Source organism: Burkholderia sp. ZZQ-2, assembly GCF_050768715.1.
GTDB classification, from domain to species: domain Bacteria; phylum Pseudomonadota; class Gammaproteobacteria; order Burkholderiales; family Burkholderiaceae; genus Burkholderia; species Burkholderia cepacia.
The window spans coordinates 1-20,782 of sequence record NZ_LDVA01000357.1 but is presented as its reverse complement, the minus strand read 5'-3'; the positions used below and the strand labels follow the sequence as shown (position 1 = coordinate 20,782).

Below are 20,782 nucleotides of genomic sequence, written 5' to 3'. Positions count from 1 at the left end.
GTCTTCACGGTCGCACCCGGGCGCACCTTGTCGACGCCCTGCACGATCACGTGATCACCCGCTTGCAGACCACCTTCGACCACCCAGTTCGGGCCCTGCATGCCCGTCGTCTTCAGCGGACGCGGCTCGACCTTGTTGCTGGCGTTCACCACCATCGCGATCGCCTGACCCTTCTGGTCATGCGTGACGCCGATCTGCGGCACCAGGAACGCGTTCTCGTTCACGCCTTCCTCGATCCGTGCACGCACGAACATGCCCGGCAGCAGCACCTTGCCCGGGTTCGGGAAGACCGCGCGGATCGTCACCGAGCCGGTGGTCTGGTCGACCGTCACGTCCGAGAACTGCAGCTTGCCCGGCTCCGAATAGGTCTTGCCGTCTTCCAGGATCAGCGACACCTTCGCCGCGCCCGGGCCGGACGTCTTCAGGCGGCCGCTCTGTACGTCCTGGCGCAGCTTCAGCCCTTCGAGGCTCGACTGCGTGAGGTCCACATACACCGGGTCGAGCTGCTGCACCGTCGACATCAGCGTCGCCTGGCTCGCCTGCACGTACGCGCCCGGCGTCACCTGCGAGATGCCGACGCGGCCGGTGATCGGCGAAACGACATCGGTATAGCCGAGGTTGATCTGCGCGGTATCGACCGCCGCCTTGCCGGCCGCGACGTCCGCCGCGGCCTGGCCTTGCGTGGCCACCGCGTTGTCGTAGTCCTGCTTGCTGACCGCGTTCGCGGCCACCAGCACCTTGTAGCGTGCAACCAGCGCGTTCTGCGTGACGAGGTTCGCCTGCGCCTTCGCGAGCGTTGCCTTTGCACTGTTCAGCGCCGCGATGTAAGGCGCCGGGTCGATCTTGTAGAGGCGCTGACCGGCCTTGACGTCGGTGCCTTCGGTGAATTCACGGCGCAGCACGATGCCGTCGACCCGCGCGCGGACCTGCGCGACGAGGAACGCGCTGGTGCGGCCCGGCAGGTCGGTGAAGACCGGTACGGCTTGCGGCTGGACGGTGACGACGCCGACTTCCGGCGTTTGCGGCGGCGGTGCCGATTCTTTTTTCCCGCACGCGGCCAGGAAAACGGCGGCCGTCGCGACAGTGATTAAGCGGTATGGAACCCGTTCGACGCGCATGGAGCGACCTCTGTGTATAACCAATGGAATAAGTGCCGCACCCGACCGGAGCGAGCGCAACACGGATGCGCCTCACGGCGCAGATCGAACACCTGAATTACTGGACTGCTAGATACAGCAAGCGGCACGAAACCTCCGTGCCGACAGGATGCCCCGCAACTGCGGACTGGTACTTTGGCGGGAATCAGCAGAGTGGGATATTAACTGATTGCCACTTGGGTCATTCGATCGTAGGGTGGTATTGTATATACATTCATGAATGTATGTAAAAAGCCCGTTTGTGCGCGACCGGCTGTCCAGTCTTACAGATTGTTACCAGCCGCGAGCATAGCCAGTCTATATGACCGCGCCGAGGGTTGCAGACCCTTTATTCACCTACGATCGATCCAATCAGGCCTGCACATGGTCAGACGTACCAAGGAGGAGGCGCTCGAGACGCGCAATCGCATTCTCGACGCCGCCGAGCACGTGTTCTTCGAGAAAGGCGTGTCGCACACGTCGCTCGCGGACATCGCGCAACATGCCGGCGTGACGCGCGGCGCAATCTACTGGCATTTCGCGAACAAGAGCGAACTGTTCGACGCAATGTTCGACCGCGTGTTTCTGCCGATCGACGAGTTGAAGCGGATGCCGCTCGACGCGCCGGGCGGCAATCCGCTCGACAAGATCCGCCAGATCCTGATCTGGTGCCTGCTCGGCGTGCAGCGCGACGCGCAGTTGCGCCGCGTGTTCAGCATCCTGTTCATGAAGTGCGAATACGTCGCCGACCTGGAGCCGCTGCTGCAGCGCAACCGCGCGGGGATGAGCGAGGCACTGCACGCGATCGACGCCGATCTCGCGGGGGCCGTGCGGCTCAAGCTGCTGCCCGAGCGGCTCGATACGTGGCGCGCGACGCTGATGCTGCACACGCTCGTCAGCGGTTTCGTGCGCGACATGCTGATGCTGCCCGACGAGATCGACGCCGAGCAGCATGCGGAAAAGCTCGTCGACGGCTGTTTCGACATGCTGCGCTACAGCCCGGCGATGCTGAAGGACGGCGAATGACCGCGCGACGCGCGTGCGCCAGCGGTTCGGGTCTTCGTTTCATCGCGCGGGCCGCCAATCTCGCCGACGGCCTGCCCGCCGCCCCTTCTCCCCGCCCGGTTCAGGCCGCCTTCGCGCGTTGCGCGCGGGCCCGCCGGTTCGACGCGGCGACCGAATCGCGCTTCGGCATCGGCGCACCTGCCAGCCCCGCGATCCACGCATCGGTGGACATCACGGCCGCGAAATTCGACTGGAACACCACCGCGTACGCGCGGTGAATCTCCTCGGCGCTCGCCGCGCCTGCTTCGTTCTCGTAAGGCAGCGTGCCCGTCGCGTCGTTCAGGTATTCGACATTCAGCCCCGCATGCGCCGCGTGATAGACCGTCGACGCATTGCAGTTGTGCGTCATGTAGCCGGCCACCGCGAGCGTGTCGATCCCGTGCGCATCGAGCCACGCCGCAAGGTCGGTCCCGGCAAACGAGCTTGCGCGCGTCTTCTCGATCAGGTGTGCGTACGGCCGGCCGGCGACGACCGCGTGCAGCGCGACGCCGTCGGTGCCGGGCGCGAAGATCGGCGCGCCGGCCGGCGCGACGTGCTGGACGACGATCACGGGCACGCCGGCCGCATGCGCGGCATCGATCGCGCGGCCGATGTTCGCGAGCGACACGTCGAGCGGCGGATATTCGATCGGCAGGTTGCCCGTCACGTACTCGTTCTGGACGTCGATCACGATCAGCGCGCGGCGGGAAGCGGAATGGGAAACGGAATGCGGGACGGCGTTCGACATGGCTGGCTCCTGGTCCAGGGGCGCGGCCCCGCCCCGGAACGGGGTGGTCAGCGGCGCGATGCGATGCATTGTCGGGGCGCGTCGCTCACGTGGACAGTGGCCCGATAGCCATTCTTCGATAGAATCGGGCCATCACCAATCCGGAGCCTGCCATGACCGCCGCCTCGTCCACCCGGCCCGCCTCGGCCGCTCCGACCGTCGTTGCCGTGATCGCGTACGACGGCATCAGCCCGTTCCACCTGTCGGTGCCGTCCGTCGTGTTCGGCAAGGAACGCGACGCGGCCGCGTCGCCCGCGTTCGAGTTTCGCGTCTGCTCGGCCGAGCGCGGCCCGCTGTCGACGACGGGCGGTTTCACGATCACCGCGCCCTACGGCCTCGACGGGCTCGACGACGCGGACATCGTCATCGTGCCGGCGTGGCGCGACCCGGACGAAGCGCCGCCCGACGTGCTGCTCGACGCCGTCCGTGCGGTCGCCGCGCGCGGCGCGCAACTCGTCGGGCTGTGCCTCGGCGCGTACGTGCTCGCCGCGGCCGGCTTGCTCGACGGGCGCCCGGCCACCACGCACTGGGCATGGGCCGACGACTTCGCACAACGCTTCCCGCTCGTGAAGCTCGATCCGGACGTGCTGTACGTGGACGACGGCAACCTGATGACGTCGGCCGGCACGGCTGCGGGGCTCGACTGCTGCCTGCACGTCGTGCGGCGGCGCTTCGGCTCGGACGCCGCGAACCAGATCGCGCGCCGCCTCGTGATCCCGCCGCACCGTCAGGGCGGGCAGGCGCAATACGTGCCGCAGCCGGTCGCCGCGCACCCGCGCGATGCGCGGCTCGCGGGCCTGCTCGACTGGGTGCGCGCGCACCTCGACGCCGCGCACAGCGTCGATTCGCTCGCCGACCGCGTGCTGATGAGCCGGCGCACGTTCACGCGCCACTTCCGCCAGGCGACCGGCACGACCGTCACCGCGTGGCTGCAGGCCGAGCGGCTGGCGCGCGCGCAGCATCTGCTGGAAACCACCGGGCAGTCGATCGATGCGATCGCGCAGGCGGCCGGCTACGGGTCGAGCGTGTCGCTGCGCCAGCATTTCGCGGGCGCGCTCGGCACGTCGCCGTCGGCGTATCGAAGGGAATTTCGCGGCGCCGGAGCCGGCGCCGATGCCGCGCGGTAGGCGCGCGGCGGGCGAGCCTCGCAGCGGAAACGGCCGGCCGCTCAGCCGCCGTTGATCCAGCGCGCCGCGTAGAGCAGCAGCGCGACGAAGACGATCATCGCGGCCCACGCCCACACGGGCACCGTGCCCGAGCCGCGATGCGGGAGCGCGCTGGCGGCACGCCCGGTCAGCGCGCCGCCGAGGTGCTGTGGCAGCGCCCGCTTCGTCGCGGCCACCAGCGACGCCGGCCGCAGGAACACGTGCTGGCGCCGCGGCGCGGCCGAGCGCGCGCGATTCGGTGCGAGGCCGTGCTTCGCCTGCACGACCGCGCAGAATTCACGGAAGAAATCGTCGGTCCATTCGCGCAGCGTATTTTCGATCTGCCGCCCCGGCAGCTCGGTGAGCGGGCCGCTTGCCGTCGCCCACACCACGTACTCGATGCGCGTGGCGTTCGCGTCGTCATCCGGCATCAGCACGAGTTCGACCTGGCCGCGCAGCGCGCCGAGCCCGTCGGCCCGCGCCTTGAAATTGAGCACGCGGCGCGGCTGACCTTCCGCATCGCCCTGCTCGGCGGCCGCATGCGCACGCACGTCGTAGCGGGCGCGCAGCGGGCCGAGCGGCACCGTGATCGTCAGCGCGAACTCGCCGTCCGCCAGCTTCACGAACGATTCGCAATGATCGAAGCTCGCGCGCAGCAGCGCGAGATCCTCGAATGCCTCCCGCACGACGGGCGGCGCGAGCGGTATGCGCAATGTGTCGTTCAGTTCCATGACGCCTCCCCGATGAACGCGCGCCGCATCAGGACGTCTCGACGAGACTGTCGATCCGTGCGGCGTCGAAGGCGACGTAGAGCGCGAGCGCCGACGCCGCCCCCTTCGGTTCCTCGTAACTCCATGCGGCGTTCTCGATCACGCCGTCTTCCGTCTGCAAGTCGAAGTGCACGGCCTCGCCCCTGAACGGGCAGACCGACGTGACACCGGATTTCACGAGCCGGCGCATGTTGACGTCGCGGCGCGGCAGGTAGTGGGTGTCCGGCAGGCCCGTTTCGCGCACGGTCAACGCGCCGTGCGAATCGGCGTACGTGATACCGCGATGGATCACGCGCACGCGATGACGGTTCGGCACGATTTCGAGACGAGGGTCGGCTGCGTCGGACATCGTTTCTCCTTGGGACGACCCGGCCAGGCCGGGCTCAGGAAACGAAAAAGCCACGGCACGGGTGCCGTGGCTTTCATTATGGGCGAAACCGCAGCCGAATGCGCGACCCGGGCCGGCGCCGCGCGCGGCAGGCTACTGCGCGCTCCACTGGAACGCCGTCTTCGCGCCGCCCTTCGCGCCGACCGTGACGGCACGGGATTCCTCGTTGCCCTGGTACGACGCATGCACCGTATAGCGGCCCGGCGGCACCTTCACGAGCATGTACGGCCCGCGCGCGTCGGTCTTCAGCACCTCGTCGCCCTTGCCGTCGACGATCCGCACATGAACGTCGGCCAGGAACTCGCCGCCCTTGCCGGTGAAGCGCAGCGCCAGCGGCCATTTCGGCTCGTTGCGCTGGAACGCCGTCGATTCGTCCTGCCCGACGCCGCCGGACACGAAGGTGACGTCGCCCTGCTGGCCCGCGGCGGGCAAGCCGTCCGACTGCGCGTACGCGCCGGTCGCTCCGGCCGCGAGGCCAGCGGCCAGCGCCGCGGCGACGGCAAATCGGGACACGTTGCGTAGATATTGCATGGCTCTCTCCTTGGGGTCGGAACACATACAGGGCGCTGCGTCACGCATTCGAGCGGCGGCGGCGCCCGCCGCGGCCGGCCTGGCCGGCCGTCGGCCGTGGCCGGTCAGCTCAGGTCGACCGGCACGAAGATCTGGGCATTATCGCGCTGGATCAGCAGAGCAAGACTGTTGCCCGCGCCCTTGACCGCGTCGCGCAACTGCTCGGGGCTCGTGACCGGACGGCCGTTGACCGCGAGGATCACGTCGCCGGGCTGGATGCCCGCGTTGGCGGCCGGCCCGCCGGCCTGCTGCACGATCAGGCCGTGCGACAGGTTGTCGGCGCTACGCTCCTGCGGCGACAGCGGACGCACCGCGACGCCCAGGCGCCCCTGCTCGACGGGCCCGCCGTCGTTCGACGCGAGCTTCGCATCGGCCATCGCGCCGAGCGTCACGCTGATCGACTTCTTCGACTTGTCGCGCCAGATCTGCAGGTCGGCCTTCGAACCCGGCTTCAGGTTCGCGATCTGCGCGGGCAGCGACGTCGAATCGGCAACCGGCGAGCCGTTGACCGACAGGATCACGTCACCCGGCTGCAGGCCGGCCTTCGCGGCCGGGCCGTTCGGATCGACCGAGCTGACGAGCGCGCCGTCCGGCTTCTGCAGTCCGAACGAGCTCGCGAGCGTCTGGTTCAGCCCCTGCACGGCGACGCCGAGGCGGCCGCGGCTCACGTGGCCCGTCTTCACGAGTTCGTCCTTCACCTTGATCGCCTCGTTGATCGGGATCGCGAACGACAGGCCCTGGAAGCCGCCCGTCTGCGAATAGATCATCGAGTTGATGCCGATCACCTCGCCCTGCAGGTTGAACAGCGGGCCGCCAGAGTTGCCGGGGTTCACCGGCACGTCGGTCTGGATGAACGGCGTGTAGTTCTCGTCCGGCAGCGCGCGCGACTTCGCGCTGATGATGCCCGACGTGACCGTGTTGTCGAAGCCGTACGGCGAGCCGATCGCGACGACCCACTGGCCGACCTTGCTCTGAGCCGGGTCGCCGATCTTCACGGTCGGCAGGCCGCTCGCATCGATCTTCAGCACCGCGACGTCCGACTGCTTGTCCGAGCCGACGACCTTCGCCTTGTATTCGCGCTTGTCGGTCAGCTTGACCGTGACGACGTTCGCGCCGTCGATCACGTGCGCATTGGTGAGGATGTACCCGTCGGAGCTGATGACGAACCCGGAACCGAGGCTCGCGCTCGGCTGGTCGTCCGGTTGCGCGTCGCCGCCCATGCCCGGCACCTGGCCGTAGAAGTGCTTGAAGAACTGGTAGAACGGATCGCTCGGATCGATCGGCAGTTGCGGCTGCGGCACGCGCCGCGACACCTGCTTCACGACGTGCTTCGCGCTGATGTTCACCACCGCCGGGCCGTAAGTCTCGACGAGCCCGGAGAAATCGGGAATGCCGGTCTTGGCGGCCGCTTCGGCCGGCATCAGCGCGGCAGCCTGCGCGGGCGTGATGATTTGCGGATCGGCGCGGCGGGTGCCGGCGACATAACCGGCGGACAGGGCGGCCGCCACGGCGACCGCGACGGCGCCGCGCGCAAGGAATCGGGTGTTCATCGTAGGACCTCCTCTTTGTTAGGACGCAGCGTAACGACCCTGACTTAAAGGAGGCTTAATCAGCCTTAAGCGGGGCTTAAGCGGCCGCCGGGCCCGCCCGGCGGCACGCGTCACGCGGATTCGGAAGGCTGCGGCGCCTCGGCCGGCATCTCGGCGTCGCGGAACACGACGCTGACGAGCAGGCCGCCCGCGGCCGCGTCGCCGAGCGACACCGTCGCCCCCTGCTGCGCCGCCACGCGCTTGACGATCGCGAGCCCGAGCCCGCTGCCCGACACATCGGTGCGCGCCCGCGCGGAGCTGTCGCGGTAGAAACGGTCGAACACGCGCTCGCGCTCGTCGGCCGGGATGCCGGGCCCGCTGTCGCCGATCTGCACGCACGCGCGGCCGGCCGCGTCGCGGGTGAGCGACACGTCGATGCGGCCGCCGTCCGGCGTGTATTTCACCGCGTTGTCGAGCAGGTTGCCGAACATCACGCGCAGCGCGCCGACGTCCGCGACGACGCTCGCCGCGTGCGTCTCCTCGAAGCCGAGATCGATGTCGCGCCGCTGCGCGAGCGGCGCAAGCGCAGCCACGCATTCGGCGAGCAGTGCCTGCAGGTCGACGGGTTCGCGCATCGTCGCGCCGTCGGGTTCGGCGCGTGCCAGCGCGAGCAGTTGCTCCGTGAGACGCGTCGCGCGCGACACGCCATCCTGGAGATCCGCGACCGCCTCGCGGCGCGATGCGTCGTCCTTCGCGCGGGCGACGAGTTGCGCCTGGATCTGCACGGCCGCGAGCGGCGTGCGCAGTTCGTGCGCGGCGTCGGCCACGAACGCCTTCTGCGTGTCGAGCGCGGCCGACAGCCGCGCGAGCAGCCCGTTCAGCGCCCGCACGAGCGGCTGCACCTCGAGCGGCAGGCGCGCATCGGGCAGCGGATCGAGCGCTTCCGGCCGGCGCGCCTCGACGGCGCGCGTCACACGGCCGAGCGGCGCGAGCCCGCGTCCGACGATCACCCACACGGCCGCGCCGAGGAACGGCAGCAGCACGATCAGCGGCCACAGCGTGCGCAGCGCGACGTTCGCCGCGAGCCGGTTGCGCACCGACAGCGGCTGCGCGAGCTGCACGACGTTGTCGCCGACGATCGCCCCGTACACGCGCCATTCGCCGCGATCGGTGCGCTCGGTCGAGAAACCGAGTTCCGCGCGCGGCGCGATCGGCGCACGCGGATGCGAGAAGTACATCAGCACGCCGTTGCGGTTCCAGATCTGGATCACGATGCCTTCGTCGCCGTTGGTACGCGAGCCGAATACCTGCGAGAACGGTTCCGACGGCAGCGCCGCGGCGATTTCCTGCAACTGGTAGTCGAACAGTTCGTTCGCCTCGGCGAGCGCCTGCCGGTAGATCAGCCAGCCCGCGATGCCCACGCCCGCGACGACGATCGCGAGCAGCCAGATCAGCAATTGATGACGAATCGACCTCACGCGTCAGCTTTCCTTGACGACCATGTAGCCAAGCCCGCGCACGTTGCGGATCAGGTCGGAGCCGAGCTTCTTGCGCAGCGCGTGGATGTAGACCTCGACCGTGTTGCTGCCGATCTCCTCGCCCCAGCCGTACATCTTCTCCTCGAGCTGGCTCTTCGACAGCACCGCGCCGGGCCGCGCGAGCAGCGCCTCGAGCAGCGCGAACTCGCGCGCGGACAGCGCGACGGGCGCGCCGTCGAGCGTCACCTGGTGCGAGGCGGGATCGAGCGTCAGCGCGCCGTGGCGGATCAGCGATTCGCTGCGCCCCGCCTGGCGGCGGATCAGCGCGCGCATTCGCGCGCCGAGCTCGTCGAGGTCGAACGGCTTGACGAGGTAGTCGTCGGCGCCCGCGTCGAGGCCCTTCACGCGATCGGCCACCGCGTCGCGCGCGGTGACGATCAGCACCGGCAGCGCCAGCCCGCGCGCGCGCAGCGTGCGCAGCACGTCGATGCCGTCGCGCTTCGGCAGCCCGAGATCGAGCAGCAGCAGGTCGTACGTCTCGCCGCCGAGCGCCGTCAGTGCGGCGTCGCCGTCCTGCACCCAGTCGACTGCAAAGCCGTCCGAGCGCAGCGCCTTGCGCACGCCTTCGGCAATCATTCGATCATCTTCGACAAGCAGAATCCGCATCGGGACAGGCATCCATGGGGCGAGTCAAACACGCCGACCATTGTAGCGCCGCGAACCCGGCGCGCGGCACCGTGCAATGCAACAGAAAGGCGGATTGCAAGGGAGCTGTCCGGACTTGTCTCTACAATGTGCGCTTTGGCGCCGCGCGCGCCCTGCCCGAACGTCGTGCTTTCCCCGTATTCGCTCATGCCGATTTCCGATCTTTCCAACCGGTTCGCCCCCCGCGCCCGCGTCTGCCTGCGGGCGGCCGCCATCGTCGCCACCTGCACGGCCCTCGCCTTCGCGCCTGCCGCGCAGGCCCGCAAGAAATCCCACAAGGAAGCGCGCAAGACCACGGTCGTGTCGCCGGCCGCGCGCGCGGCCGGCCTGCCGGCATCCGTGCTCGTCGCGCTGCAGCGCGCGAAGGTGCCGGCGTCGGCGATGAGCGTCGTCGTCGAGCGCGTCGGCGATCCGGAACCGCTGATCGCGTGGAATGCGAGCCGGCCGATGCTGCCCGCTTCGACGATGAAGCTCGTGACGACCTTCTCGGGCCTGTCGATCCTCGGCCCCGACTACCGCTGGCGCACGACCGCGTACACGGACGGCACGGTCGACCCCGACGGCACGCTGCAGGGCAACCTGTACATCAAGGGCACCGGCGATCCGAAGCTCGTACCCGAAGAACTGATCGACCTCGTCGACAAGCTCCGCAAGGCCGGCGTCAAGCGCGTGGCCGGCGGCCTCGTGCTCGACAAGAGCTACTTCGCGGCGTCGACGCGCGATCTCCCTTCGTTCGACGACGATGCGAGCGCGCCGTACAACGTCGGCCCCGATCCGCTGCTGTACGCGTTCAAGGCCGTGTCGTTCACCGTCACGCCGGGCGACGACGGCAAGGTGGCCGTCGACGTGCTGCCGCCGCTCGCGGACCTGTCGATCGACAACCAGCTGGTCGAAGGCTCGGGCTCGTGCAGCGCGGCCGCCGCGGCCGCGCGGCCGACGCTGACAGCCGGCAGCGGGATCATGACCGCTTCGTTCGCCGGCGACTATCCGCTGCGTTGCGGCGCGCACACGACCAACCTCGCGATCCTCGACCACACGACGTTCTTCGCCCGCGGCTTCCTCGCGCTGTGGCAGCAGGACGGCGGCACGATCACGGGGCCCGTGAGCGAAGGCAAGGTGCCGACCACCGCACGGCCGCTCGCCGTGCATCACAGCCCGGTGCTCGGCAGCATCGTCTACGACATCAACAAGTTCAGCAACAACGTGATGGCGCGCAACCTGTTCCTGACGATCGGCGCGGTCGGCGGCAGGCCGCCCGCGACGCCCGAGCAGTCGAGCCGCGTGATCCAGGCGTTCCTGCAGAAGAACGGCATCGCGATGCCCGACCTCGTGCTCGAAAACGGCTCGGGCCTGTCGCGCGAAGAGCATGTGAGCGCGCTGTCGCTTGCCGCGCTGCTGCAGGCCGCGAACGCGAGCCCCGTCGCGCAGGCCTTCATCGACTCGCTGCCGATCGCGGGCATCGACGGCACGATGAAGAACCGCCTCACCAACGCCGGCGTGCTCGGCAACGCGCACATCAAGACCGGCACGCTGCGCGACGTGCGCGCGATCGCCGGCTACGTTGCCGGCGCCGACGGCCAGAGCTACATCGTCGTCAGTTTCATCAACAACGATCACGCGGAAGCCGCGCGCGCCGCGCACGATACGCTGCTCGAATGGATCTACGCCGGCGCGCAATGACGATCCGCGCACCGCGGCATGGTGCGGCGCCGCCGGCCGCCGGCCCGCGCCGGCTTGCACCGGCCACGAGGCCGCACCGCGCAGCGGGTCGCCCCGACGGGCAATCGGGGCGCCCCGCAAGCGCCCCCGCGCACGGAATCCCACCCTCCCCGGTTTGAAACGGCAGCCGCCGCCCGTGCGCGACACACCGCGCGCCGATCGTACCCACAAAACAGGGCCACACCGCCCGGCCCCGTGCCGCGCGGCTTCCGTAGAAACCCTGTCCTCAGAGGGAACCCTCTACGCTGCCCCCTCGCCTAGCGCGTGGCGATTGCGTAGGCTGTTGGCCTGACCGATATCTACAACGGGCCATACGCCCGGCCTCAAGGCTTGCAGGGGAAAGAAGGAGACACGCCCATGCGATTCGACGTCGAATTGCTTCTGCTCGCGCTGGCGCCCGTCTTCCTGCTCTGCATCGCGTGGGAGGCCTGGCACCTCGCCCGCACTCGTGCGCAGGACTCTGTCTATGCGTGGCGCGACACGCTGTGCAACGCGGCGCTCGCGCTGATGCACCAGGGCGCCGACAAGATCGCGTGGCTGTTCGTGATCCCCGTCTATGCGTATTGCTACCGGCACTACCGCCTGTTCACGTGGCACGACGGCTGGCTGTCGTTCGCGGTGCTGTTCGTCGCGCAGGATTTCCTCTACTACGTGTTCCACCGCGCGAGCCATCGCGTGCGCTGGCTGTGGGCCGCGCACGTCGTGCATCACTCGTCCGAGCGGATGAATTTCTCGACCGCGTTCCGCCAGAGCCTGATGTATCCCGTCGCGGGCATGTGGGTGTTCTGGCTGCCGCTCGCGTTCGCCGGCTTTCCGCCGCAGCAGGTCGTTGGCATCGTGCTGATCAACCTCGCGTTCCAGTTCTTCGTGCACACGCAGGCGATCGGCAAACTCGGCTGGCTCGAATACGTGCTGAACACGCCGTCGATCCACCGTGCGCACCATGCGCGCAATCCGCGCTACATCGACCGCAATTACGCAGGCGTCCTTGTGATCTGGGATCGCCTGTTCGGGAGTTATGTCGAGGAAACACCCGACGATCCGCCGCGGTACGGGATCGTCGAGCGGCTCGGCTCGAACAACCCGCTCGTCGCGACGTTCCACGAGTGGATATCGATGGCCGGCGACGCATTGCGCGTCGACGGATGGCGCAACAAGCTGCGCGCGATTTTCGGCCCGCCCGAATGGGCGAGCGCTTATCATGCGCAGATTGCCGAGGCCGCGAACCCCGATCCGCGCACCGTGCCGCTTGCGGCTGCGCGCGACCAATAAACCGTTTCAGCCAACGGCCGCCGCGCGGCCCGGAACCGAGCAGGCACGCGGCAGATGAGAAACACATCAGGCCATATCTACGAGGAGATCGAACGATGCAGACACAACAACACGCACCTTCCCGCACCCGGCAGCGCATGCTGCGCACCGCGCAGGTCGCGATCGCCGGCGCCGCGCTCGCGCTGCTCGCCGCATGCGGCGGCGGCGGTGACGACAACAACAACAGCGCGTCGAACACGCCGCCGTCGGGCGTGAAGATGCAGGTCGTATCGTTCGGCGACAGCCTGTCCGACGCGGGCACCTACTCGCAGATCAAGCTCGGCTTCGGCGGCGGCCGCTTCACGACCAACCCGGGCCAGGTATGGACGCAGAACGTCGCGCAGTACTACGGCGACACGCTGCAGCCCGCGAACCAGGGCGGGTTCGGCATTCCACTGCAGGCCACCGGCGGTCTCGGCTACGCACAGGGCGGCTCGCGCGTGACGCTGCAGCCGGGTATCGGCCATGCGGACGCGAGCGTGCCGAACGCCGACTACGCGCAGGCCACCACGACGCCGATCGCCGACCAGGTCAAGCAGTACCTGTCGCAGCACGGCAGCTTCAACGCCGGCCAGATCGTGCTGGTCAACGGCGGCGCGAACGACATCTTCTACCAGGCGCAGGTCGCGCAGGCGCAAGGCAACACGCCGGCCGCGCAACTCGCGGCGGCGCAGGCGATCGGCCTGGCCGCGCAGCAGCTCGGCGGCATCGTCCAGCAGATCGTCGCGGCAGGCGCGACGCACGTGTACGTGTCGAACGTGCCGGACATCGGCGGCACGCCGCTCGCGCTGCAGGGCGGCGCGCCGACGCAGGCCGCGTTCACGCAACTGTCGGGGCTGTTCAACAAGACGCTCGCCGGCACGCTGGCCGCGCTGAAGGTCGACACGACAAAGGTCGCGCTGCTCGACACGTTCACGTGGCAGGACGGCATCGCGGCGAACTACAAGGCGAACGGCTTCAGCGTGTCGAACACCGATACCGCCTGCAACCTGAAGGCGATGGTCCAGGCCGCCACGCAGTACGGCGTCGCGAACGCGACCGCATTCGGCTCGTCGCTGTTCTGCTCGCCGCAGACCTACACGGTCGCGAACGCCGACCAGACCTACATGTTCGCCGACACGGTCCACCCGACGACGCACCTGCACGCGCTGTTCGCGCAGTTCGTCGAACAGCAGATCGCGAAGTCGGGCGTCGGCAAGTAAGCCGCCTGCCACGCGCCCAAACAAAAACGCCCGACCGGTTCGCCGGTCGGGCGTTTTTTTCATTCCTGAATCAGCCGTCGAACGTGTCAGTCGCGCGCTTCGAACGCCGCCGCCGCACGGCCGAGACGATCGTTGACCGCGATCCATTCGACGGTCTCGGGCAGCTTCTCGACGAGGATGCGTGCAACCTGCGCGCGGTCGAGCGCGCGCAGCATCCCGTACAGGTCGCGTGCATACGCCTGCGGATCTTCCGGCGCCGCGACGAAATGCACGCCGTCGGCCTGCGCCCAGCGTCCCGCGCGCGACGCACGGGCGACGAGCGCGACACGCTCGCCGTCGGCTTGCGCGGCCGCGAGCAGCGGCTCGAGCGCGTCGAACGGCAGCAGCGCGAGCGGCGTGCGCGGCGCGTAATGCGCCTTCAGCGTGCCCGACGCGCGCGGCGCGGTCGCGTCGCTGCCGTCCGGCAGCTTCGGCGCGCGGCCGAGCACGTCGGCGATCTGCTGCGGCGTCACGTGGCCCGGGCGCAGCAGCGCCGGGAAACCGCGCGACAGGTCGAGAATCGTCGATTCGATGCCGACTTCGGACGCGCCGCCGTCGAGCACGTGCACGGTGTCGCCGAATTCGTCGCGTACGTGCTGCGCGGTGGTCGGGCTCACATGGCCGAACCGGTTCGCGGACGGCGCGGCCACGCCGCCATGCCCGCCGCGCCGCGCGCTGAACGCAGCCAGCAGCGCCTGTGCGACCGGATGCGACGGGCAGCGCAGCCCGACCGAATCCTGACCGCCGCTCACGGCGTCCGGAATGCGCGCATGACGCTTCAGGATCAGCGTCAGCGGGCCCGGCCAGAATGCATCGATCAACGCCTGCGCATCGGCCGGCAGATCGTCGGCCCAGTAACCGGGATCACCGCCCGGCGGCAGGTGCACGATCACCGGATGATTCGCCGGCCGCCCCTTCGCCGCGTAGATGCGCGCGACGGCCTCGGGATTCGCCGCGTCGGCGCCGAGCCCGTAGACGGTTTCGGTCGGAAAGGCGACGAGCTGGCCCGCGTCGAGCAACGCGGCGGCCGCGTCGATCTGCGCGGCCGTCACGGTGTTCGGGAGATCGATGGACATCGGCCGGCGCCTCAGTCGAGCGGCACGCGCAGCAGCTGCGCGCACGCGGTGGCCGCGGCAACGGCTTCGTCGCGCGTTTCGGCCGTGAAGTTCACGTGGCCCATCTTGCGGCCGATGCGCGCGTCCTCCTTGCCGTACAGGTGCAGGTGCGCGGCCGGCATCGCGGCGACCGTGTCCCACGGCGGCGTGACGGCATCGGCCGTCGCGCCTACGCCGGCCGCACCGTCCGGGAACCACACGTCGCCGAGGATGTTCAGCATCGCGGCCGGCGAATGCTGGCGCGGGTTGCCGAGCGGCATGCGCGTCATCGCGCGCACCTGCTGCTCGAACTGGCTCGTTGCGCACGCATCGACCGTGTAGTGGCCGGAGTTGTGCGGGCGCGGCGCCATCTCGTTCGCGACGAACGAACCGTCTTCCAGCACGAAGAATTCAACGCACAGCACGCCGACGTAGCCGAGCGTATCGGCGATCCGCACGGCGGCCTGCTGCGCCTCTTCGACGCGCGCGGCATCGGCGGCCGGCGCGGGCACGACCGTCAGCGCGAGGATGCCGTTGTGATGCACGTTCTGCGCGAGCGGGAACGCGGCCGAGCGGCCGTCCGCGCCGCGCGCGATCAGCGCCGACACTTCGTATTTCAGCGGCAGGCGCTTCTCGAGCACGCACGGCACGCCGTTCAGCGCCGCATGCGCGTCGCGCGCTTCCTGCGCGGTGCTCACGCGCACCTGGCCCTTGCCGTCGTAGCCGAGGCGCGCCGTCTTCAGGATGCCCGGCAGCACCGCGTCGAGCGCGGCATCGTCGAGCGCGGCGAGTGCCGCCGACGATTCGATCACGACGTGCGGCGCGACGGGCACGCCCGACGCCTCGATGAAGCGCTTCTCCGCGATCCGGTCCTGCGCGACCGCGACGCAGCGGCCGGCCGGCGCGACGAACGTCGTGCGCGCGAGGAAATCGAGGCTTGCGGCCGGCACGTTCTCGAACTCCGTCGACACCGCGTCGCACAGGTCGGCCAGTTCCGCGAGCGCGGCTTCGTCGTCATATGCGGCGCGCAGGTGGCGGTCGGCGACCGCGCCGGCGGGGCTCGTCGGATCGGGATCGAGCACGGCGACGCGATAGCCCATCGACTGGGCGGCAAAGCAGAACATGCGGCCGAGCTGGCCACCGCCGACCATGCCCAGCCACGCGCCGGGCAGGATCGGGGAAACGGAATCAGGAGTTGCGGTCATGTCAGTGGTCGGTCGCGGCGGCACGCGAAAATGCCCGCCGCAGTGGAAAAATCCGGCGCCGGCCGCGTCGTGCGGCCGCGCGCCATGCCGTCATTCCAGCGGCGGCAGCACCATCGCGTGCGCGGCTTCGTTCTGGCGCACGCGGAACGCGGCGAGCCGGTTCGCGTAGTCGGTCGACGTGCCGGACAGGATCGACACCGCGAACAGCGCGGCATTCGCGGCGCCGGCCTCGCCGATCGCGAACGTCGCGACGGGCACGCCCTTCGGCATCTGCACGATCGAGTGCAGCGAATCGACACCCTTCAGGTACTTGCTCGCGACCGGCACGCCGAGCACCGGCACCGTGGTCTTCGCGGCCAGCATGCCGGGCAGGTGCGCTGCGCCACCGGCGCCCGCGATGATCGCGCGCAGCCCGCGCTCGCGCGCCTTCTCCGCATAGTCGAACATCTCGTCGGGCATCCGGTGCGCGGACACGACCTTCGCTTCGTACGGCACGCCGAATTCCTGCAGGATGGCGACCGCGTGCTTCATCACGTCCCAGTCGGAACTCGAACCCATCAGCACGCCGACGAGCGGCGCGCTGTGCGTGTGGGCAGTCTGGATTTCGCTCATGTCGTATGTACCTCGATCAGGCGAGCGCCTGGCCGGTGATGCGCTCGAGCGCTTCCTGGTACTTCGCGGCCGTCTTCTCGACGACGTCGGCCGGCAGCGCCGGCGCCGGCGCCGTCTTGCCCCACGGCTGCGCCTCGAGCCAGTCGCGCACGAACTGCTTGTCGAACGACGGCGGGTTGGTGCCGACTTCGTACTGGTCGGCCGGCCAGAAGCGCGACGAATCGGCGGTCAGCACTTCGTCCATCAGGTACAGCTTGCCGTGGTTGTCGAGGCCGAATTCGAACTTCGTGTCGGCGATGATGATGCCGCGCGTCGCCGCGTAGTCGGCCGCTTCCTTGTACAGCTTGATCGAGATGTCGCGAATGGTGGCGGCCAGCTCGGTGCCGATGCGGCGCTCGGTTTCCTCGAACGTGATGTTCTCGTCGTGCTCGCCCATCTCGGCCTTCGCGGCCGGCGTGAAGATCGGCTCGGGCAGCTTCTGCGCGTTCTGCAGGCCTTCCGGCAGCTGCACGCCGCACACGGCGCCCGACGCCTGGTATTCCTTCCAGCCGCTGCCGGCCAGGTAGCCGCGCACGACCGCTTCGATCATGATCGGCTCGAGGCGCTTGACGACCACGCCGCGGCCCTTCACCTGCTCGACCTCGTCGGCCGCGACGACCGCTTCCGGCGCGTCGCCCGTCAGGTGGTTCGGCACGATGTGCGCGAGCTTGTCGAACCAGAAGTTCGCCATCTGGTTCAGCACGCGGCCCTTGTTCGGAATCGGCTCGCCCATCACCACGTCGAATGCCGACAGGCGGTCGGTCGTGACGATCAGGAGCTTGTCGTTGCCGACCGCGTAGTTATCGCGGACCTTGCCGCGACCGAGGAGCGGCAGCGAGCGGAGCGTGGATTCGTAAAGGGTAGACATCGTCTTTTCGCAGATAAGGAGCCAAACAAAAAGGGAAACGCCGTTCCCCGCGGCAGGCGGGAACGGCGGTCTTGCAATACGTCGGCGAACCGGCGGGCGACGGCGCCCGGCGGTTGCCGGCCGGCCCTTGTTCGGCCGGACGGAGCGGCTACCGGGGCCGGATCGGATCCGGCAACCGGGCGGCCAGCCCTTGCCCGGCGGCAGTACCGGGCGGGGGCAATCGTACTACAGTCTCAGCGCACGACCTGCGCGAGCGCGCCGGACTTGTACTGCTCGGCGATCTTGTCGAGCGACAGCGGCTTGATCTTGCCGGCCTGGCCTTCGCAGCCGAACGCGAGGTAGCGGTCGACGCAAACCTGCTTCGCCGCTTCGCGCGCGGGCTTCAGGTAGTCGCGCGGATCGAACTTGCCCGGGTTCTCGAACAGGTAGCGGCGGATCGCGCCGGTGATCGCGAGACGCAGGTCGGTGTCGATGTTGATCTTGCGCACGCCGTGCTTGATGCCTTCCTGGATTTCCTCGACCGGCACGCCGTAGGTTTCCTTCATGTCGCCGCCGAATTCGCGGATCTCGGCCAGCAGTTCCTGCGGCACCGACGACGAACCGTGCATCACGAGGTGGGTGTTCGGAATGCGCGCGTGGATTTCCTTGATGCGCTGGATCGACAGGATGTCGCCCGTCGGCTTCTTCGAGAACTTGTACGCGCCGTGCGACGTGCCGATCGCGATCGCGAGCGCATCGCACTGCGTGAGCTTCACGAAATCGGCGGCCTGCTCCGGATCGGTCAGCAGCTGCTCGCGGGTCATCGTGCCTTCCGCGCCGTGGCCGTCTTCCTTGTCGCCCTTCATCGTCTCGAGCGAGCCGAGCACGCCGAGTTCGGCTTCGACCGTCACGCCGATCGAGTGCGCCATCTCGACGACCTTGCGCGACACGTCGACGTTGTACTCGTACGACGCGACCGTCTTGCCGTCGGCTTCCAGCGAACCGTCCATCATCACGCTGGTGAAGCCGCTGCGGATCGCGGCCGTGCAGACTGCCGGCGACTGGCCGTGATCCTGGTGCATCACGACCGGGATGTGCGGGTACGATTCGACCGCCGCTTCGATCAGGTGGCGCAGGAACGGCTCGCCCGCATACTTACGCGCGCCGGCCGATGCCTGCATGATCACGGGCGCGCCGACCTGGTCCGCCGCCGCCATGATCGCCTGGACCTGCTCCAGGTTGTTCACGTTGAAGGCCGGCAGGCCGTAACCGTGCTCTGCCGCGTGGTCCAGCAATTGACGCATTGATACGAGAGGCATTGTGGAACTCCTTGGAATGAAAACCGGTGCGCCCTGACGCCGGCGCGGCGCTCGCTCCCGTTCGAACCGGGGTGGCGCGGCGCGGCTGAGCGTCGAATAGCCGCATTTTATCGCGAAGCGCCTCCGATTCCGACCGCCCGGTGGCGCCGACTCGCAATTTGTTACGTTCGCACGGCACAATGCGGGCAAAAAAGAGAAAAAAAGCCGCGTGGGGCTTCGGACCCCACGCGGCTTTCGCGTATAAAACGGTGCCGGATCGATTTTTCAGCCGATCCGGGCGGCCGGCGCGCTGGCCGGCGCGGTGCTCAGTCGGCGCTCAATAGTGCTCGCCGACCCGTACGATCTTCAGCGTGTTGGTGCCGCCCGCCTGCCCCATCGGCTCGCCGACGGTCAGCACGACCATGTCGCCGTGCTGCACGTAGCCTTGCTTGACGACGATCTCGAGCGCCGCCTGCAGCGCCGAGTCGCGGTCGCTGTTGAAGTCGACGTGCAGCGGCGTCACGTTGCGGTACAGCGCCATCGTGCGCTCGCTGCCGACGCGCGGCGTCAGCGCGAAGATCGGCACGTGCGTGTAGTGACGCGACATCCACAGCGCGGTCGCGCCCGATTCGGTCAGCGCGATGATCGCCTTCGCGCCGAGGTGGTACGCGGTGAACAGCGCGCCCATCGCGATCGACTGGTCGATCCGCGTGAACGTGCGGTCGAGGAAATCCTTGTCGAGCTCGACCTCTTCGGACTTCTCCGCCTCGACGCACACGGCCGCCATCGTCTCGATCGTGACGACCGGATACTTGCCGGCAGCCGTCTCGGCCGACAGCATCACCGCGTCGGTGCCGTCGAGCACCGCGTTCGCGACGTCCGACACTTCCGCGCGGGTCGGCACGGGCGCGTGGATCATCGACTCCATCATCTGCGTCGCGGTGATCACGAGCTTGTTCGACTCGCGCGCCATCCGGATCATGCGCTTCTGCAGCGCCGGCACGGCCGCGTTGCCCACTTCCACCGCGAGGTCGCCGCGCGCGACCATGATGCCGTCGGACGCGTCGAGAATGCTCTGCAGCGCCGGAATCGCTTCCGCGCGCTCGATCTTCGCGATCATCTTCGGCTTGATGCCGTACGGCGCGCCCGCGATGTTCGCGAGCTGGCGCGCCATTTCCATGTCGGTCGCGTTCTTCGGGAACGACACCGCCACCAGGTCCGCGCCAAGCGACATCGCGGTGCGGATGTCTTCCATGTCCTTCGCGGTCAGCGCGGGAGCCGACAGGCCGCCGCCCTGACGGTTGATGCCCTTGTTGTTCGACAGCTCGCCGCCCACCTTGACGATCGTGTGGATCTCGTCGCCGAGCACGCGCTCGACGGTCAGCACGATCAGGCCATCGTTCAGCAGCAGCAGGTCGCCCGGCTTCAGGTCGCGCGGCAGTTCCTTGTAGTCGAGCCCGACGCGCTCGTCGTTGCCGAGCTCGCAACCGGCATCGAGGATGAAGGGCTGCCCCGGCGTCAGCGTCGTCTTGCCGTTCTCGAACTTGCCGACGCGGATCTTCGGGCCCTGGAGGTCGGCCATGATCGCGATCTCGCGGCCGACCTTGCGGGCGGCCTCGCGCACCATCTCGGCGCGCTGGCGGTGATCGTCGGCCGTGCCGTGCGAAAAATTGAGCCGCACGACGTCGAGGCCCGCCTGCATCATCTGCAGCAGAATCTCCGGCGAACTGGAAGCCGGGCCGATCGTGGCGACTATCTTGGTGGCGCGCTGCATGAAACTCCTCATCTGGATCAAGGTGGATGCGCTGGGTGAAACGCTGCGAGAGCCGGAAGCGGCGGGCCCAGCGGCGGCCGTTCCGGGGGG

The 20,782-nt window shown here is 68.8% G+C and carries 20 protein-coding genes; 5 read left to right on the top strand and 15 right to left on the bottom strand.

The genetic code is table 11. From position 1 onward, the window contains the following. A partial coding sequence (locus tag ABY44_RS34935) for an efflux RND transporter periplasmic adaptor subunit (RefSeq protein WP_431643506.1) occupies positions 1–1,118 on the bottom strand: 1,118 nt, incomplete at its 3' end. 402 nt (positions 1,119–1,520) lie between these two features. Here ABY44_RS34935 and ABY44_RS34930 point away from each other — a divergent pair. Beyond that, positions 1,521–2,162, top strand: a complete 642-nt coding sequence (locus ABY44_RS34930; RefSeq protein ID WP_027789239.1) for a TetR family transcriptional regulator — start codon at positions 1,521–1,523, stop codon at positions 2,160–2,162. A gap of 100 nt (positions 2,163–2,262) precedes the next feature. On the opposite strand, the gene ABY44_RS34925 is transcribed toward ABY44_RS34930, so the two are convergent. Next, the gene (locus ABY44_RS34925) at positions 2,263–2,928 is read right to left on the bottom strand and encodes a cysteine hydrolase family protein (RefSeq protein ID WP_059699989.1); all 666 of its coding nucleotides are present in this window, start codon (positions 2,926–2,928) and stop codon (positions 2,263–2,265) included. Positions 2,929–3,080: 152 nt separating this feature from the next. Between ABY44_RS34925 and ABY44_RS34920 the strand changes: the two genes are divergently transcribed. Next, positions 3,081–4,094: a helix-turn-helix domain-containing protein gene (locus ABY44_RS34920; protein WP_060174919.1), complete on the top strand. Its 1,014-nt coding sequence runs from the start codon at positions 3,081–3,083 to the stop codon at positions 4,092–4,094. Between the two features lie 41 nt (positions 4,095–4,135). Here the strand turns inward: ABY44_RS34920 and ABY44_RS34915 are convergent, their stop codons facing one another. From ABY44_RS34915 to ABY44_RS34885, 7 genes are all read right to left on the bottom strand, one after another. After that, entirely contained in the window at positions 4,136–4,843 is a 708-nt protein-coding gene (locus ABY44_RS34915; RefSeq protein WP_060174918.1) for a CoxG family protein, read from the bottom strand. A 28-nt stretch (positions 4,844–4,871) separates the two neighbouring features. After that, positions 4,872–5,231 carry a DUF427 domain-containing protein gene (locus ABY44_RS34910; protein ID WP_027789235.1) on the bottom strand — a complete coding sequence of 120 codons (360 nt, stop codon included), beginning with the start codon at positions 5,229–5,231 and terminating at the stop codon, positions 4,872–4,874. Between the two features lie 132 nt (positions 5,232–5,363). Then, a complete protein-coding gene (locus tag ABY44_RS34905) occupies positions 5,364–5,801 on the bottom strand; it encodes a carboxypeptidase-like regulatory domain-containing protein (protein ID WP_027789234.1) in 438 nt (145 codons plus the stop codon). 104 nt (positions 5,802–5,905) lie between these two features. Beyond that, positions 5,906–7,390, bottom strand: coding sequence for a DegQ family serine endoprotease (locus ABY44_RS34900; protein WP_011353057.1), 1,485 nt, complete (start codon positions 7,388–7,390; stop codon positions 5,906–5,908). Positions 7,391–7,500: 110 nt separating this feature from the next. Continuing rightward, the gene (locus ABY44_RS34895; protein WP_059523396.1) at positions 7,501–8,847 is read right to left on the bottom strand and encodes an ATP-binding protein; all 1,347 of its coding nucleotides are present in this window, start codon (positions 8,845–8,847) and stop codon (positions 7,501–7,503) included. Positions 8,848–8,850: 3 nt separating this feature from the next. Next, positions 8,851–9,513: a response regulator gene (locus ABY44_RS34890; RefSeq protein WP_021164091.1), complete on the bottom strand. Its 663-nt coding sequence runs from the start codon at positions 9,511–9,513 to the stop codon at positions 8,851–8,853. Next, positions 9,480–9,701, bottom strand: coding sequence for a hypothetical protein (locus ABY44_RS34885; RefSeq protein ID WP_196488040.1), 222 nt, complete (start codon positions 9,699–9,701; stop codon positions 9,480–9,482). Before ABY44_RS34885 ends, ABY44_RS34890 begins: the two co-directional genes overlap by 34 nt. Between ABY44_RS34885 and dacB the strand changes: the two genes are divergently transcribed. The 3 genes from dacB (at position 9,700) to ABY44_RS34870 (ending at position 13,784) form a co-directional block, all read left to right on the top strand. Further along, positions 9,700–11,232, top strand: coding sequence for a D-alanyl-D-alanine carboxypeptidase/D-alanyl-D-alanine endopeptidase (gene dacB, locus ABY44_RS34880; RefSeq protein ID WP_059699985.1), 1,533 nt, complete (start codon positions 9,700–9,702; stop codon positions 11,230–11,232). The two genes, ABY44_RS34885 and dacB, sit on opposite strands and share 2 nt — an antisense overlap. Before the next feature lie 396 nt (positions 11,233–11,628). Beyond that, complete coding sequence (locus ABY44_RS34875) at positions 11,629–12,543, top strand: sterol desaturase family protein (protein WP_060083072.1); 915 nt, start codon at positions 11,629–11,631, stop codon at positions 12,541–12,543. Between the two features lie 95 nt (positions 12,544–12,638). Next, positions 12,639–13,784: an SGNH/GDSL hydrolase family protein gene (locus tag ABY44_RS34870; protein WP_027789230.1), complete on the top strand. Its 1,146-nt coding sequence runs from the start codon at positions 12,639–12,641 to the stop codon at positions 13,782–13,784. An 86-nt stretch (positions 13,785–13,870) separates the two neighbouring features. Here ABY44_RS34870 and ABY44_RS34865 read toward each other — a convergent pair whose 3' ends face one another. The 6 genes from ABY44_RS34865 to pyk all read right to left on the bottom strand — a co-directional run bounded on the left by ABY44_RS34865 (position 13,871) and on the right by pyk (position 20,692). Beyond that, positions 13,871–14,899, bottom strand: coding sequence for an L-threonylcarbamoyladenylate synthase (locus tag ABY44_RS34865; protein ID WP_027789229.1), 1,029 nt, complete (start codon positions 14,897–14,899; stop codon positions 13,871–13,873). A gap of 11 nt (positions 14,900–14,910) precedes the next feature. Next, positions 14,911–16,122: a 5-(carboxyamino)imidazole ribonucleotide synthase gene (locus ABY44_RS34860; protein WP_060174917.1), complete on the bottom strand. Its 1,212-nt coding sequence runs from the start codon at positions 16,120–16,122 to the stop codon at positions 14,911–14,913. A gap of 90 nt (positions 16,123–16,212) precedes the next feature. After that, the gene (gene purE / locus ABY44_RS34855; RefSeq protein ID WP_021164114.1) at positions 16,213–16,734 is read right to left on the bottom strand and encodes a 5-(carboxyamino)imidazole ribonucleotide mutase; all 522 of its coding nucleotides are present in this window, start codon (positions 16,732–16,734) and stop codon (positions 16,213–16,215) included. Positions 16,735–16,750: 16 nt separating this feature from the next. Continuing rightward, positions 16,751–17,641 carry a phosphoribosylaminoimidazolesuccinocarboxamide synthase gene (locus ABY44_RS34850; protein ID WP_021164115.1) on the bottom strand — a complete coding sequence of 297 codons (891 nt, stop codon included), beginning with the start codon at positions 17,639–17,641 and terminating at the stop codon, positions 16,751–16,753. A gap of 233 nt (positions 17,642–17,874) precedes the next feature. Beyond that, entirely contained in the window at positions 17,875–18,939 is a 1,065-nt protein-coding gene (fba, locus tag ABY44_RS34845) for a class II fructose-bisphosphate aldolase (protein ID WP_027789227.1), read from the bottom strand. Between the two features lie 316 nt (positions 18,940–19,255). After that, positions 19,256–20,692, bottom strand: coding sequence for a pyruvate kinase (gene pyk / locus ABY44_RS34840; protein WP_021164117.1), 1,437 nt, complete (start codon positions 20,690–20,692; stop codon positions 19,256–19,258). Positions 20,693–20,782 lie beyond the last annotated feature (90 nt).